Consider the following 15,418-nt stretch of genomic DNA (forward strand, 5'->3'; position numbering starts at 1 on the left):
CATCGCGGCGACCGCGGCCATCGCGGCAGTCATGTCCGGACTCGGCGCATCATCGGCGACAGCCGCTGACCCGATTATCGATTCCAAAGCGCTGCTCGCCAATCCGGTCGCGCCCGACGGTTCCAAGATCACCAAGGCCGAGATCAAGGACTCGCGCAGTATCCGGCTCTACGTGTATTCGGCGGCCATGGACGAGACCTTCCCGGTCGACGTGCAGCGCCCCGCCGACGCCTCGGTGCCGCGTCCGGCCCTGTATCTGCTCAACGGCGCGGGCGGCGGCGAGGATTCGGCGTCGTGGAACGCCAAGACCGACGCGCTCGAGTTCCTGCGCGACAAGAACGTCAACGTGATCCAGCCGATCGGTGGCAAGTGGAGCTACTACACCGACTGGATCGCCGACGATCCGACGCTGGGCCGCAACAAGTGGAAGACCTTCTTCACCGAGGAACTGCCGCCGCTGGTCGACGGCGCGCTCGGCACCAACGGGGTGAACGGTATCGCGGGCCTGTCGACCTCGGGCACCACGGTGCTGGCGCTGCCGATCGCCAAGCCCGGCCTGTACAAGGCCGCCGCCGCCTACAGCGGCTGCGCCCAGACCAGTGATCCGGTCGGCTCGGAATTCGTGCGGCTGACCGTCGAGACCTGGGGCGGCGGCGACACCTTGAACATGTGGGGCCCCGAGGGTTCGGAGGAGTGGAAGAAGAACGACCCGTACCTGAACGCGGAAGGTCTGCGCGGACTGGAGCTCTACATCTCCACCGGCACCGGCCTGCCCGGCCAGTACGACACCCTCGACGGCCCCTACGCCCTGCCCGGCGCGTACGGCCTGGCCAACCAGGTGCTCATCGGCGGTGTGATCGAGGCCGGAACCAACTACTGCACCCACAACCTGCAGACCAAGCTGGACCAGCTCGGCATTCCGGCGACATTCAACTTCCGTCCTAACGGCACGCACTCGTGGGGCTACTGGCAGGACGACCTGCACCAGTCGTGGCCGACCCTGGCCCGCGGCATGGGGGTCTGACCCCGACGAAACCCGCTACGCCCCGGTCGCCCCTCGAGGTCGGCCGGGGCGTTCGTCGTCCGGGGGCGGCGATAAGTTCGGGTCACCGTAAAATTCTCTTCGTGAGCACAACACTGGGGGAGCGGACCCGGCCGGCCACGCGCCGCGCCGGAGCGTTCCTCGCGCTGCTCGGACCCGCGTTCGTCGCGGCCATCGCCTACGTCGACCCCGGGAATGTGGCGTCCAATATCAGCGCGGGCGCGCGATTCGGCTACCTGCTGGTGTGGGTCATCGTAATGGCGAACGCCATGGCCGGACTCGTGCAGTTCCTCTCCGCCAAACTCGGACTCGTCACCGGCATGTCGTTGCCGGAGGCGGTGCGCGAGCGGGCGAGCCGACCGGTGCGCCTGGCGTACTGGGGTCAGGCCGAAACCGTCGCGATGGCGACCGACCTGGCCGAGGTCGTCGGCGGGGCCATCGCCCTGCACCTGCTGTTCGGGTTACCGCTCGTGGTCGGCGGACTGATCACCGGTGTGGTGTCGATGGGGTTGCTGCTCGTGCAGGACAGGCGCGGGCAACGCCCCTTCGAACGGGTCATCATCGGCATGCTCGCGGTGATCGCGGTGGGATTCCTGGCGAGCGTGGTGATATCGCCGCCGTCGGCGTCGGAGGCCGTAGCCGGGTTGGTCCCACGTTTCGACGGCGCGGAGAGCGTGCTGCTCGCGGCGGCCATGATCGGCGCGACGGTGATGCCGCACGCGGTGTACCTGCATTCCGGGCTGGCCAGGGACCGCCACGGCCATCCCGCGCCCGGTCCCGGCCGGATCCGGCTGTTGCGCGCGACCCGCGTCGACGTCGGGCTCGCCATGGTGCTGGCGGGCACCGTCAACCTGGCCATGCTGCTGATGGCCGCGAACACCCTGCGCGGTCGCGAGAACGTCGACACCCTGGAAGGGGCGCACGCGGCGGTCCGCGAGGCGCTCGGCCCCGTCGCCGGTCTGTTGCTCGCGATCGGTCTGCTGGCCTCCGGACTGGCGTCCACCTCGGTCGGCGCCTACGCCGGGGCGATGATCATGCAGGGTCTGCTGCGACGCAGGGTCGCGCTGCTGTTGCGTCGCCTGATCACCCTGATCCCGGCCATCGCCGTGCTCGCGGCGGGAATCGACCCGACGCGAGCGCTGATCATCTCCCAGGTCGTGCTCTCCTTCGGCATCCCGTTCGCCCTGATTCCGCTGGTGCGGCTCACCGCCGACCGCGCGCTGATGGGCGCGGACGTGAACCACCGCGTCACCAGTGCCCTGGCATGGCTCGTCGCGGTGATCATTTCGCTGCTCAACGTCGCGCTGATCTATCTGACCGTGACGGGCTGAACCGACGCCCTACACCCAGTTCTCGGCCCAGTACTTCCAGATCAGCGGGGCGTATCCGGCCAGCGGCGGCACCTTGATATCGGTGTCGGCCAATGCCGCGGTGGTGCGTCGGCAGTCGAACCAGCAGGTGAACTCGCTGTGCGCCAGCACGTCCTGCGGGACGCCGACGCGGGGGAGCACCCAGTGCGCACCCGGTACGCGCAGCACCATCTCCAGGGTGCGTTTGGGCATCACCTCGACCAGATGCGGCGAGCCGGCCTCGTCGGCGAACAGGTTCAGTGCCTCGGCGGCGCTCTGCCTGCGGGGATCGACCAGGTGGTAGGTGGTCGAGTTCGGGCCGTCCTGGTGCGCCAGGTACGCCAGCGCGCGAGCGACGAAATCGACCGGCACCATATTGGTCTCGCCGAGTTTCGGAACCAGCACCGGCAGGATGCGCGGCAATTGCGCGGCCATGCGCAGCAGGCGGAAGAAGTAGTAGGGACCGTCGATCCGGTCGATCTCGCCGGTCCTGGAGTGACCGATCACGATCGAGGGCCGGTAGATACGCCAGTCGAGTCCGGATTCGCGCACGATCCGTTCGGCCTCGAATTTGGTGCGCTGGTTCGCAGTGGCGAGAACCTGGCCCTGATCGAACATGTCCTCGGTGAACAGGCCCTCGAACATGCCCGCCACCTCGATGGTCGACACGTGGTGCAGAAGTCCCGCCCGCAGGTCGGCGGCGACGTCGACGACATGTCTCGTCCCGCCGCCGCGCTGGGTCAGGTCGTAACCGGCCGCGAGGTGGAAAACATGATCGATGGTGCCCCGGTGCTCGTCGAGCCAGGCCGGGGCGATGCCGAGACCGGGCGCGCCGAGATCGCCGTGGACCGGCCGGATCCGGTCGCCCGCCGCCCATTCCCGCGCGCAGCAGGTGAATCGGTCCGCCGAATCGAGGCCGGGGCGGACCAGGACGTGGATATCGCCGTCATGATTCAGCAACTGTGGAACGAGGAATCGACCGATGAACCCAGTTGCTCCGGTAACCAGGTATGCCATAGCCGATCAACATAGTCGGCGGCGATCCGCGAAGTGTGTCGGGTGCCACATTCGCGGACGGTGTCGCTCAGTCGGAGAAGACCGGGGCGCGCTTGGTCAGCATCGCCGTCGCGCCCTCGATGAAGTCGGGCGATTCCAGCAATTCGGACTGTCCGGCCTTCTCCGCCGCGAGCGCCGCGTCGAGTGCGGGCAGCGTCGCCGCGTTCAGCGCGGCCTTGGTGAGTTCGAGTGCGCGCCGAGGCCCGGCGGCCAATTTCGCCGCGACGGCCTCGACCTTCGCGTCGAGTTCCTCGCCCGCGAGGACACCGGTGAACAGGCCCGCCTCCTTCGCGGCGAGTGCGGGCAGCCGTTCACCGAGAAGGGCCATCTCGGCGGCGAGCGGACGCCCGGCCGCCGCGGCGACCATCGCCGCCGCGCCGCCGTCGGGCATCAGGCCGATATTGATGAAGGCGAGCAGCAGATAGGAATCGACGTCCGCGTAGACGAGGTCGGCCGCCAGCGCCACCCCGACGCCGACGCCCGCCGCCGAGCCCTTGATCCGCGCGATGACCGGGACCGGGCAGTCGACGATCGATTTCACAAGCCGGTTGGCGGTGTCCATCACCATCTCCGAGGTGATGCCACGCTGGGCGTTCGCCGCGGCGGCCGACAGGTCGGCGCCGGTGCAGAAATCCTCGCCCGCTCCGGTCAGCACGATGACCCGGATCGAGCGGTCGTCGGCGGCCGCGAGGAAGGTGTCACCGAGCGCGACCATCGTGTCGTAGTCGACGGCGTTCTTACGCTTGGGATTGGTGATGGTGACCCGCAGGATCTTGCCGTCTTTGATCGCGGAGAAGGAGACCGCGGAGAAGGAGGTCGCCGGGGCGGAATCGATCGTACTCATCTGGTGCTCCTGGTCTGCCGTTCGGCGGGCATCGTAATACGAATAGTGGTTAACTTTGCGAATTGTGGTTAACTTAGGGTGAGTTGTCCGGCGCTGTCAACAAGCAGTGGCGTCCCAGAACGGAGTGGTGCATGGTCGCGGATCGCAGCGAGGTCGGTCTCGCTTCCGCGCGGCGTGACACGGGTGGGAAAAGCACGGATTCCGGCACCGGTGCCGCGGCGGTCGACGCCCCCAAATCGGTGCGCCGACGCCCCAAGGATCGCAAGGTGCAGATCATCCGGGCGGCCGCCCGCGCCTTCAGCGAGCGCGGCTACTACCCGGTCGGCGTCGACGAGATCGCCGCGGAGGTCGGCATCTCCGGACCGGCGCTCTACCGGCATTTCGCCAATAAATACGCACTGCTTGTCGCGGCCGCCGAGGAGGGCGCTCGCCACCTGCTCGAGGTCGCGCAGGCCGCCGATGATCCCCGGCTCGCACCCGCCGCCAGGCTAGACGCGGTGCTGGAGGCGATCAGCGAGCACACCATCGACATCCGCCGCGAGGCCGGGCTCTACCGCTGGGAACGGCGCTACCTGGAACGCGACGACCGGATCCGGATCCGCAAGATCTACGACGATCTCAACGCCACCGTCGCCGCTCCCATCGCCCAATTGCGCCCAGGCGCACCGCGGGAGGACATCGCCCTGCTCGCCGCCGCCGTCCTCAGCGCTGTCGCCAGCATCGCCGCGCACCGGACCGCGCTGTCGGGAGCGCGCCTGCTGCCGCTACTGCACGACATGTGCTGGGCGCTGGTGCGCGCCGACCTTCCGCCCGCGCCGCCGTCACCCGCGCCGGGACCCGCGACCAAGGGCCTGCCGGTGACATCGAAACGCGAACAGCTGCTCACCGAGGCGATCCGGATCTTCGGCAGGCAGGGGTATCACGAGGCCAGCATCGAGGAGATCGGCGCGGCCGTCGGCATCAACGCCTCCAGCGTGTACCGCTACTTCACCAGCAAATCCGATCTGCTCGCCGCGGCGTTCTACCGCACCGGCGATCGGGTCGCGATGGCGATCACCGAGGCGCTGGCCGAGGCGACCAGTCGGCCCGGCGCGGCCTGCGGCATCGCCGAACGCTACGCGAAGCTGACCTTCGCGACGCCCGAGATCATGCCGGTCTACTACGCCGAGTTCAGCAATCTGCCGCAGGCCGAACAGCACAAGTTGCGCGCCATCCAGCGCCAGAACGTGCTGGAGTGGGCCAATCTGCTCGACGGCGACCCGATCGAGGCGCGTTTCCGCGTGCACGCCGCGATCGGTCAGGTCATCGACGTCGGCCGGGCCGTTCGTTTCGATTCCCGGCCCGAGCAACTCGCCCGCGTCATCACCCTGATGGGCGCGGTGTTGCTGGGCGGCGAGTCCGGCCGGGGCGACTGAACCGGACCACCGCCCACCCCTCAGCGCGCGTGCCGTAGTCGGAACATGGTCTTGGCCGCCCGCAGATGACGCGAATGCCGGTCGAATGTCGACAGGTCCACCGCGGCCCGGTACTGCTTGCGCGCCACCGCCAGCGTCCGGCTGAATTCGCGCAGTCCGTGTTCGCCGTGGCTGTGTCCCTGCCCGTATTCGCCCACCCCGCCGAACGGCAGCGCGGGAATACCCGCGTAGGCGGTCGAGGAATTGATCGTCACCACGCCGACGCGCAACTGTTCGGCGAACGCGTCGACACTGCGCACGTCACGGGTGAACACCGATACCGCGACCCCGTTGCCCGAGGCGTTGATGCGCCGGGCCGCCTCGTCCATCGTCGAGACCCGATTCACGATCAGCACCGGCCCGATCGCCTCCCCGGTGACCGCGAGACTCTCCTCGGGAACCTCGGCCAGCACGATCGGCGATATATACGGTTCGCGTATCGAATCGAGTCCGCCGACCACCGCCCGGCCGCCGCGCGCGAGGGCGTCGCGCACCTGTTTTCGGATCACGCCGACCTGGGATTCCATGATCATCGGACCGTAGGACGCCTTGCGGTCCGCGCCGGGACGCAACCTCTTCGCGTGATCGGCGACCAGTTCCAGGAAATTGTCGAACACCGAATCGGCGACGTAGGCGCACTGGATTCCGGTGGGGTTCTGGCCCGCGTTGGCCATCGCCCCGAAAACCGCCGCCTCCGCGGCGTCGTCGAGTTTGGCGTCGACGTGCACCACCATCGACCCCTTGCCGTTGTGTTCGACCACCACCGGCGTCATGCTCTGCGCGCACAGCGAGATCACCTCGCGCGCACCGGAATCCGAACCCGCGTAGGCGATCTTGTCCACCTTGGCCCGACACAGCGCGGCGCCGGTGCTCCTGTCGCCGGTGACCACCTGGAGCACCGGCTGGCTCGGCGCCAGTTCGGTCCAGCTCTCGGCGAGCCACACGCCGACACCGGTGGTCAGCTCATGTGGCTTGAACACCACGGCATTTCCGGCGGCCATCGCGTAGGCGATCGAGCCCATCGCGGTGAAGACCGGGTTGTTCCACGGCCCGAGCACCCCGACGACGCCGAGCGGCAGATAGCCGACCGAGGCCTTCTGGTTGCGCGTGAGCCAGGTCGAGCCGAGACTGCGGCGGCGCAGCGCGCGGGCCGCGTTGCGTGCGGCCCAATCCAGATTCTCGACCGCGAGCATCACCTCGATTACCGCGTCCGCCTCCGGTTTTCCGGTCTCCTCACACAGCAGCTCCACCAATTCGGTTGCCCGCCTTGCGATGCTGCGCTTCCAATCGAGTAGCCAGCGCTTGCGCGCCGCGAAACCTAAATCCGCCCACCATCTTTCGGCCGCTCGTGCGGCGCGAATCGTGCGGTTCAACTCGCTCGCGCCCATTATCGCGTACGTCCCGACCGTCTCACCGGTGCGCGGATCGTAGGACGTCAGCACATTCGTTCGGCCCGATCCACCGGGATACACCACCACTTGTGGCTGCGCGGACTCGGCCATGGTCACCTCTTCGCAGTCATCCCCGCCCTGATGCCCACTCGGTGTACAGCGACCCCGCCGACGAGTGAGCACATTGGTTCCCCTGCGTGAAGACTATGGCGCGTCGACGCGCGCCGACAAGGCGTAGGCGCTGCCCCTGCGCTGCCCCTGACCGGCGCTACCAGCGCCGATTCGACGGCGGCCCGCGTGCCCTCGGAAAATGTGAGTAAAGACACAGTTAGGTTCCGCGTCGACGGGATACCGGCGCAGGAACGGTCGGGCCACCTCCGCCCGGTAACATCACGCCGAGCGGTCCGATCACCCTCCGGAGGGCGCACAGCCGTGTGCACCGGTGACCCGGTCGCCGCCCCCGGCCGATAGTGGAGAGTTGATGCCGAGTTCGAACCAAGCAGATTCGCCCGCGAGTGAACCAGCGGTCATCGTGGAGGACGTCCGAAAATCCTTCGGCGACGTCCACGCGCTGCAGGGCATCAGTTTCACCGCGGCGAAGGCCAATGTGCTCGGCATCCTCGGACCCAACGGCGCGGGTAAGACGACGACGGTGAAGATCCTGTCGACGCTGCTGCGCCCGGATTCCGGAAACGCGGTCGTCGCGGGCCACGACGTGCGCAAGGATCCCTCCAGCGTGCGCCGCTCGATCATGATGACCGGGCAGTACGCCGCGCTGGACGAGAATCTGTCCGGCCGGGAGAACCTGGAACTCTTCGGCAGGCTGATGGGACTGCGCAAGACCGTCGCCCGCCGCCGCGCAGACGATCTGCTCGAACAGTTCGACCTGGTCAGCGCCGGTCGCCGCGCGGTGCGCAACTACTCGGGCGGTATGCGCCGCCGCGTCGACATCGCCTGCGGACTCGTGGTCCGGCCCGAAGTGGTGTTCCTCGACGAGCCGACCACCGGCCTGGATCCGCGCAGCCGCCAGGGCGTGTGGGATCTGGTGCAGATCCTCAAGAGTCAGGGCATCACCGTGCTGCTGACCACGCAGTACCTCGAGGAAGCCGACGTGCTCAGCGATCGGATCATCGTCATCGACAAGGGCACGGTGATCGCCGAAGGCACCGCCGACGAGCTCAAGGAGCGCACCGGCGGCAGCTACTGCGAGGTGGTCCCGCTCGATCCCACCCAGATGCGCAAGGTCGCCGACGCGCTCGGTGATCTCGTGCCCGCCGCGGTGCTCGCCGAACTCGAGGGCGTCGACCGCCTCTCCATTCCGGCCCCCGAGGGCGCGGCCACACTGGCCGAGGCGCTGCGCAGGCTGGATTCGGCCGGTGTCGACCTGGCCGATATCGGGTTGCGCAGGCCGTCGCTCGACGACGTGTTCCTGTCGATCACCGGACATTCGGGCAGCCACGCATGACGGCGGCCACCGGCGAGAGAGCCGAGCAACGCACCGACCCGGCCGTCCTTTTCGCCGAACTCCCCGCGGCGAACCCGTCCTCCTTCGCGCAGTGGCGGGCGCTGGCCGGTCGTGTCGTGTGGACGATGGCGACCAAGGGCGAACTGATCGTCGCGTTCGTCACCCCGCTGGTCTTCACCCTCGGCTTCTACCTGCCGCTGCGCTACGTCATGAAATTCCAGGGCATCGACTACGCGCAGTTCGTCATGCCGGTCATCGTGCTCCAGACCATGGCCTTCACCATGATGTCGAACGCGCAACTCTCGGCGTTCGAAGCGCTCACCGGACTGAGTACCCGGTTGCAGACCATGCCCATCGGCACCCTGGTGCCGCTGACGGCGCGTATCAGCGCCGGTCTGATCCGCTCGGTCGTCTCGCTGACCGGCGCCCTGCTGTTCGGCCACATGATCGGGTTCCGATTCGAGGCGGGACTCGGGCAGGCCGTGCTGTTCTGCGCGTTCTCGCTCGCGGTCGGCACGGTGCTCGCGATCGGCGCCGACGGACTCGGCAGCGTGACCAAGAGCCCGGAATCGCTCAGTCAGGCACTCACCCTGCCGACGATCATCTTCGGCATGCTGTCGTGCGGGTTCGTTCCCGAGAGCAGTTTCCCCGAATGGATACGGCCGTTCGCGCGGAATCAACCGATCTCCCAGTTCTCCTTCGCGATGCGCGATATGGCCGCCGACGGCGTGACCTGGCAGGTGCTGTGGGTTCCGCTGGTGTGGTTGGGCGGGCTGGCGATCGTGTTCATCCCGTTCGCGGTCTGGGCGAGTGTGAGGCGATCATGAGTTCGGTGGAGACGACGATGAGACCGGAAGCGTCCGATGTGACATCCGACCCCGATTCGCCGAGCACGCCGCGGTGGACCCCGCTGCCGACGGTCACGCACGCGAAATCCGAGGGCGCGCTCACCACCTGGGCCTCGCACAGCCTCATCCAGAGCAAACGACTGCTCTACGGCTGGGCCCGCGACCCCGCGACCACCATTCAGACGATCCTGTACCCGGCCGTCACCCTGCTGATGTTCCACGTGGTGCTCGGCAATTCGATCAGCGACGCCACCGGTAAACCGGCCGTCTACGGTCAGGTGCCGATGATCACGCTGGTCGCCGCCATGGCGGGCGCCGTGGTCAGCGCGCTGGGGTTCAAGGTCGAGAAGGCCACCGGACTGCTCGGCCGTTTCTGGACCATGCCCGTGCACCGGGCGGCGGGCCTGACCGGTCGACTGCTCGCCGAAGCCGTCCGCGTGCTCGTGACCACGCTGATCGTGATCGCCGTCGGTTTCGCGATCGGCTTCCGCTTCGACCAGGGACCGATCGCCGCCCTGGCCATGATCGGCATCCCGGTCCTGTTCGGCGTCGGTTTCGCGGTCCTCGTCACCGCACTGGCGACCATCACCGAGGGCGTGATGCTGGTCAGCCTGGTCAGCATCTTCAACACCCTGCTGATGTTCTTCAACACCGGTTTCGTCCCGGTCAACGCCTATCCGGTCTGGTTGCAGGACGTGGTCGAGAACCAGCCCATGAGCTGCGCCATCGACGCCATGCGCGGCCTGTCCTACGGCGGCCCCGTCGCCGAACCCCTCATGAAAACCGTCGCCTGGACCGTCGGCATCCTCCTCGTCTTCGGCTGGCCCGCGATCCGCGGCTACCAGCGCGCCGCCGAAACCGGAGCCTGAGTTCTGTACTTCGGGGTGCGGGATGCTGGTGACCCGGGCCCCGGAGAGCTGATGAACGGCGGCGATGATCAGCTGTGATCCGTATGCTGATGGCACGAAGCAGAGGGAGGTGTCGCAGTGACCGCCGCTACAGCGCATGACCCGCAGGGGGATCCGGCAGATGTATTGCTGGAGGGTTTTCATGCACTGGAAACTCCCGAAGGGTTCCGGGCCGAGCTGATCGAGGGGGAGATCGTTGTGACACCGCCACCGACGGGAAATCACGAAAGCGATATCGCCTCGGTAGTGCGGCAGATCATCAAGCGATCGGCCATCGACTTCGACTTCTCGGGCAATAAAGGACTTCTCCTCGATCGTGGCGGTCTGTGCCCGAAGAACCACCTGATTCCGGACGGTGTGTTCGCTCCTGTCGGCGCGTATGCGGACGAGCCGGGCTGGATGCCTGTCGACAAGGTTTTGCTGGTCATGGAGGTCACCAGTTCAGGGGCCGATCGAGACCGAAAATCGAAGAGATACTGCTACGCGCGTGGTGGCGTGCCCCTGTATCTCTTGATAGATCGTGAACTCGAGGCCGTCACTCTTCTCGGTGAACCCGGCGGACACGCTGATCTCATCGACTATCGCCTGGAAATCCGGGTGCCTTTCGGCAAGTCGCTCGACCTTCCCGAGCCCTTTGCGCTGACCTTGGAGACCGCCGAGTTCAAATAAGGCACAGGCGGCACCTGGGCCACGGCAATTCCCCCATCATCTCGCCCTCAGTCGGTGGGGTGGGGCAATCGTTCGGTGACGGCGGGGAAGTCGTAGTTCGACCAGCGGTCGCGGTTGGTCCAGCCGACGAGGTCGTAGCGCCAGCGGAACGGCCAGGTGTGGGCGACGGTGTTGAAGAGCACCGCGCCGAGGGCGGTGTAGTCGGCATGGGCCGACAGCAGCGCGCGCTGACCGCGTTCGGATTCGGTGAAGAACGCCTCGAACATGGCGATCGACTGGTCGGTGGTGAGTCGGCCGAGGCCGTACAGGCCGCGCGTCCGCATCCAATAGACCAGGCGGGCCTGCCACGGCCACAGGGCCTCGATCGGGTCGCGGCCCCCCCGCAGCGCGGCGACGGCGGTGTCGACCAGGGCCAGTGAGTCGGCGACGCTGTAGCCGGTGCAGGGGTGCATCATCCCGCCCCGAGAACCGAACGGGACCGCCGACGCGGCCCCCCGGCGCGGTGGCGGTTGATCGAGCGGATAGTGCGCGGCTTCGCTCGGCTCGTCGCCGGTGAGCCGGATACCGTGCGCGGCAAGACGTTCGAGTGTGCGCCTGCGCAGTTCACGCTGCGGCATACCGCCCCGAAGTCCGAGGCTGGTCTCCTCGAAGATGACGGTCCCGTCGCCGAGCGGAACCGCGTAGAGGAACGACGGCGGCTCGTCGGGGCCCGCGCCGTTCTCCGGTCGCCAATCCAGCAGCAGGCCTTCGCCGTCGGCGACCATGGGGGCGGCGGTGTCGGCGTCGACGAAGATGCCGTGCGCGCTCGCCGCTCGCCGCTGGCCGAGGGACGGGAGTCCGCGGGTGTCGAAAACCGTTGCGGCCCTGAGTTTCGTACCGTCCGCGAGTACGACCTCGTGTGCGCCGACCTCGCTCGCGCGCGCGGCGAACACGGTCGCGTCGTCCAGTGGCAGGGCGGCGTGCAGACCCGGTTTGGACAGCACGCAGTAGGGGCGCTCGATCCGGTGTTCGGTCGTGGTCCAGACCGTCGGGGCGGGGATGCGGACCGCGATCGCCTCGGCGGGCAGCCACCGGGGCAATTCGTCGACCCAGCAGGAGAAGGTCGGCGGCCAGAGCCGATCCGGGCGCGGATCGACGGCCGCCACGCGGAACCCGGCCAGCATCGCGCGATGGGCCAGCGCGCGCCCGGTCGGGCCGAGTCCGACCACAGCGATATCGAAATCGCGGACTGCGCTGTCGCTCATAGAAGCATTCAATGCCGTCGGGATCGGCCGGTGCAACTACCCGTGGCGAACCCCACTGCTTGTCGGATTCGCCTGGTCGGGGGTGCGCCGTTCACCGGGCCGCCTGACCGATGCCGTTCGCGAAAGCGTCCGGTACCTACTTCGGCGTGACCCACGTCGTGATCTCCGCGTGCACGACTTCGACCCCGTGCTTGTCGAAGATCGCGACCGGCACGGTCAGCTCGGTCCCCTCGGTGATCAGCGAGAAGTCGGGTACCTCGGCCAACCGCGCCACCGCGCGCAGCCCGGTTTCGGCCTTGGCCAGGTACCGCACATTCATGGCCTTGGGGATCCAGCGGTGCGAGGACGGCACCGTCGCCTCGCTGAGCATGCCCATCGCGACCTCGGCGAGATTGCACGCGGCGATCGCGTGATAGGTGCCGAGATGATTGTGGATGCCGAACCATTTGGGGGAGGTGACCTCGCACAATCCCGGTTCCAGCCGCACCACGTTCGGCAGCACCGTGCCGAAATACGGCACCCTCGCGACCATGCCCAGCGAGAACAGCGCGTGCCCCAGGCGGTTGTCCGGCAGCTTCTTCCAGCCGCGGTAGGTCGCGGTCTCTTTCGTCATGCACGCATCTTACTCAAAAGTAAGTTCTGCCAGGCCGAAGTATGGGCATACTCGACGAATCGGCCCGCGAGCTGCGCTTCTTCGGAGGCACGCGCCGGTGGTGGGGGCGGATTTGAAGTGTCCAGGGGCATCGGGCATACTGTTCGGGTTGCCCTGCACCGGGCCGCGTCTGTTCCCGAAGTCGGAATCGAATGCGGTCGGGCGAGGCGAGCAGTACCCAATCGTGTATCCCGCTGGTTTATCAGCGCGGGTACGTCCGGGACGAACGTTCCAGGCCTGAGATGAAGTTTCTGTCCGGGCAGAGGAATGAGCGGAAAGGCGACACGCCCGACCGCGTGGACCGGAGAACCATGACAGATGAACAGCGGCGAAGATCGGGCGGTGCCCGGTCGTAGGTCTCTTCTGAGGCGTCTTTCGTGTGTTCGGACTGTGCAAATGAGGGTGGTTCGGGAGCGCAGCTTCCGGATCACGAACGAAAGCGGAGAAAAGGACACTTAGCGTGGCGGGACAAAAGATCCGCATCAGGCTCAAGGCCTACGACCACGAGGCGATCGACGCGTCCGCGCGCAAGATCGTCGAGACGGTGACCCGTACCGGGGCACGTGTCGTCGGCCCGGTGCCGTTGCCCACCGAGAAGAACGTGTACTGCGTCATCCGTTCGCCGCACAAGTACAAGGACTCGCGCGAGCACTTCGAGATGCGTACGCACAAGCGGCTTATCGACATCCTCGACCCGACGCCGAAGACGGTCGACGCGCTGATGCGCATCGACCTGCCGGCCAGCGTCGACGTCAACATTCAGTGACGGGGACTCGAGATATGACTGACAACAAGAACCGGCCCGCGGCCGGCATCCTGGGCACCAAGCTCGGCATGACCCAGGTCTTCGACGACAAGAATCGGGTCGTTCCGGTCACCGTCATCAAGGCGGGCCCGAACGTCGTGACCCAGATCCGCACCGTGGAGCGCGACGGCTACAGCGCCGTCCAGATCGCTTTCGGCGCCATCGACCCGCGCAAGGTGAACAAGCCGACTTCCGGCCAGTTCGCCAAGGCCGGTGTCACCCCGCGCCGCCACGTCGCCGAGATCCGCGTCGCCGACACCGCCAACTTCGAGATCGGCCAGGAACTCTCCGCCGATGTCTTCGAAGAGGGCGCCTACGTCGACGTCACCGGCACCAGCAAGGGCAAGGGCTTCGCCGGCACCATGAAGCGTCACGGCTTCGCCGGTCAGGGCGCCTCGCACGGTGCGCAGGCCGTGCACCGTCGCCCCGGTTCCATCGGTGGTTGCGCCACCCCCGGCCGCGTGTTCAAGGGCATGCGCATGTCGGGTCGGATGGGTAACGACCGCGTCACCACCCAGAACCTGTCGGTTCACAAGGTGGACGCCGAGAACGGCCTGCTGCTGATCAAGGGAGCGATCCCGGGTCGCAGGAACAGCGTCGTGATCGTCAAGAGCGCCGTGAAGGGTGGTGCGCACGCATGACCGTCAATACCGAGAAGAAGGATTCCGCGGAGCAGTCCGTGAATCTGACGCTGCCGGTGAAAGAGATCGGCGGCAAATCCAACGGAACCGTCGACCTCCCCGCGGAGATCTTCGACGTGACCGCCAATATCGCGCTGATGCACCAGGTCGTCGTGGCCCAGCTCGCCGCGGCTCGCCAGGGCACCCACTCCACGAAGACTCGTGGCGAGGTCCGTGGCGGTGGCAAGAAGCCGTACCGGCAGAAGGGCACCGGCCGCGCCCGTCAGGGCTCGACCCGCGCGCCGCAGTTCGCCGGTGGTGGCGTCGTCCACGGCCCGCAGCCGCGTGACTACAGCCAGCGGACCCCCAAGAAGATGAAGGCCGCCGCACTGCGTGGCGCCCTGTCGGATCGGGCCCGCAACGAGCGTATCCACGTGATCACCGAACTGGTCTCGGGTCAGACCCCGTCGACCAAGACCGCCAAGACCTTCCTGGCCGAGCTCTCGGACCGCAAGAAGTTCCTGGTCGTCGTCGGCCGCGAGGACGTCGCCGCGTGGAAGAGCGTGGCGAACCTGGAGAACGTGCTGCCGATCGCACCGGACCAGCTCAACACCTACGACGTGCTCAACAGCGACGAAGTGGTGTTCAGCGTTGAGGCTTTGAACGCCTTCGTGCACGGTCCGACGGAGTCGGCCCAGAATGAGCAGCCCGGCTCCGCTGTTCAGGAGGAGAGCAAGTGACCACCATCGCCGACCCCCGCGACATCCTGCTGGCGCCGGTCATCTCGGAGAAGTCCTACGGACTCATCGAAGAAGGCACCTACACCTTCATCGTGCACCCGGACTCCAACAAGACGCAGATCAAGATCGCCGTCGAGAAGGTTTTCGGTGTGAAGGTGACCAGCGTCAACACCGCCAACCGTCAGGGCAAGCGCAAGCGGACCCGCTTCGGTTACGGCAAGCGCAAGGACACCAAGCGTGCGCTCGTGACCATCTCGGCCGACAGCAAGCCCATCGAGATCTTCGGAGGCCCGGTCGCGTAAGCGGACGGGAATCCAGAAAGCAGAGAAGA

Annotated in this window: 16 protein-coding genes; 11 read left to right on the forward strand and 5 right to left on the reverse strand. The window is 67.2% G+C overall.

The window, feature by feature from the left end:
* Positions 1–31 precede the first annotated feature (31 nt).
* Positions 32–1,024, forward strand: coding sequence for an alpha/beta hydrolase (locus tag DAT37_RS15225; protein WP_198654296.1), 993 nt, complete (start codon positions 32–34; stop codon positions 1,022–1,024).
* 113 nt (positions 1,025–1,137) lie between these two features.
* On the forward strand, positions 1,138–2,373 hold the full coding sequence (locus DAT37_RS15230) for an Nramp family divalent metal transporter (protein WP_109525650.1): 1,236 nt from the start codon (positions 1,138–1,140) through the stop codon (positions 2,371–2,373).
* Between the two features lie 9 nt (positions 2,374–2,382).
* On the opposite strand, the gene DAT37_RS15235 is transcribed toward DAT37_RS15230, so the two are convergent.
* Both DAT37_RS15235 and DAT37_RS15240 read right to left on the reverse strand, forming a co-directional pair.
* Positions 2,383–3,408 carry an SDR family oxidoreductase gene (locus DAT37_RS15235; protein WP_109525352.1) on the reverse strand — a complete coding sequence of 342 codons (1,026 nt, stop codon included), beginning with the start codon at positions 3,406–3,408 and terminating at the stop codon, positions 2,383–2,385.
* 67 nt (positions 3,409–3,475) lie between these two features.
* A complete protein-coding gene (locus DAT37_RS15240) occupies positions 3,476–4,291 on the reverse strand; it encodes an enoyl-CoA hydratase-related protein (protein WP_109525353.1) in 816 nt (271 codons plus the stop codon).
* 131 nt (positions 4,292–4,422) lie between these two features.
* Here DAT37_RS15240 and DAT37_RS15245 point away from each other — a divergent pair, with 131 nt between their 5' ends.
* Positions 4,423–5,706, forward strand: a complete 1,284-nt coding sequence (locus tag DAT37_RS15245; RefSeq protein WP_109525354.1) for a TetR/AcrR family transcriptional regulator — start codon at positions 4,423–4,425, stop codon at positions 5,704–5,706.
* A gap of 20 nt (positions 5,707–5,726) precedes the next feature.
* Here the strand turns inward: DAT37_RS15245 and DAT37_RS15250 are convergent, their stop codons facing one another.
* Entirely contained in the window at positions 5,727–7,247 is a 1,521-nt protein-coding gene (locus DAT37_RS15250; RefSeq protein WP_109525651.1) for an aldehyde dehydrogenase family protein, read from the reverse strand.
* 370 nt (positions 7,248–7,617) lie between these two features.
* Here DAT37_RS15250 and DAT37_RS15255 point away from each other — a divergent pair, with 370 nt between their 5' ends.
* From DAT37_RS15255 to DAT37_RS15270, 4 genes are all read left to right on the forward strand, one after another.
* Positions 7,618–8,601, forward strand: coding sequence for an ATP-binding cassette domain-containing protein (locus DAT37_RS15255; protein ID WP_109525355.1), 984 nt, complete (start codon positions 7,618–7,620; stop codon positions 8,599–8,601).
* On the forward strand, positions 8,598–9,428 hold the full coding sequence (locus DAT37_RS15260; RefSeq protein WP_109525356.1) for an ABC transporter permease: 831 nt from the start codon (positions 8,598–8,600) through the stop codon (positions 9,426–9,428). The genes DAT37_RS15255 and DAT37_RS15260 overlap by 4 nt, the downstream gene beginning before the upstream one ends.
* A gap of 17 nt (positions 9,429–9,445) precedes the next feature.
* A complete protein-coding gene (locus DAT37_RS15265; protein ID WP_232839758.1) occupies positions 9,446–10,318 on the forward strand; it encodes an ABC transporter permease in 873 nt (290 codons plus the stop codon).
* Positions 10,319–10,435: 117 nt separating this feature from the next.
* Positions 10,436–11,026: a Uma2 family endonuclease gene (locus tag DAT37_RS15270; RefSeq protein ID WP_109525358.1), complete on the forward strand. Its 591-nt coding sequence runs from the start codon at positions 10,436–10,438 to the stop codon at positions 11,024–11,026.
* Between the two features lie 47 nt (positions 11,027–11,073).
* On the opposite strand, the gene DAT37_RS15275 is transcribed toward DAT37_RS15270, so the two are convergent.
* Together DAT37_RS15275 and DAT37_RS15280 are read right to left on the reverse strand one after the other, a co-directional pair.
* Entirely contained in the window at positions 11,074–12,270 is a 1,197-nt protein-coding gene (locus tag DAT37_RS15275) for a lycopene cyclase family protein (protein WP_109525359.1), read from the reverse strand.
* Between the two features lie 136 nt (positions 12,271–12,406).
* Positions 12,407–12,883 (reverse strand): hotdog fold domain-containing protein, encoded by a 477-nt coding sequence (locus DAT37_RS15280; protein WP_109525360.1) that lies wholly within the window; start codon positions 12,881–12,883, stop codon positions 12,407–12,409.
* Positions 12,884–13,382: 499 nt separating this feature from the next.
* Here DAT37_RS15280 and rpsJ point away from each other — a divergent pair, with 499 nt between their 5' ends.
* Genes rpsJ through rplW form a run of 4 tightly spaced genes read left to right on the forward strand, consistent with a single transcriptional unit; the run spans position 13,383 to position 15,389 of the window.
* Positions 13,383–13,688, forward strand: a complete 306-nt coding sequence (rpsJ, locus tag DAT37_RS15285) for a 30S ribosomal protein S10 (RefSeq protein WP_003938093.1) — start codon at positions 13,383–13,385, stop codon at positions 13,686–13,688.
* A 14-nt stretch (positions 13,689–13,702) separates the two neighbouring features.
* Positions 13,703–14,368 (forward strand): 50S ribosomal protein L3, encoded by a 666-nt coding sequence (rplC, locus tag DAT37_RS15290; RefSeq protein ID WP_109525361.1) that lies wholly within the window; start codon positions 13,703–13,705, stop codon positions 14,366–14,368.
* Complete coding sequence (gene rplD, locus DAT37_RS15295) at positions 14,365–15,087, forward strand: 50S ribosomal protein L4 (RefSeq protein WP_109525362.1); 723 nt, start codon at positions 14,365–14,367, stop codon at positions 15,085–15,087. The genes rplC and rplD overlap by 4 nt, the downstream gene beginning before the upstream one ends.
* Positions 15,084–15,389 (forward strand): 50S ribosomal protein L23, encoded by a 306-nt coding sequence (gene rplW, locus DAT37_RS15300; protein ID WP_040686547.1) that lies wholly within the window; start codon positions 15,084–15,086, stop codon positions 15,387–15,389. Before rplD ends, rplW begins: the two co-directional genes overlap by 4 nt.
* Positions 15,390–15,418 lie beyond the last annotated feature (29 nt).

It is taken from the genome of Nocardia aurea (genome assembly GCF_003123685.1).
Taxonomy (GTDB): domain Bacteria; phylum Actinomycetota; class Actinomycetes; order Mycobacteriales; family Mycobacteriaceae; genus Nocardia; species Nocardia aurea.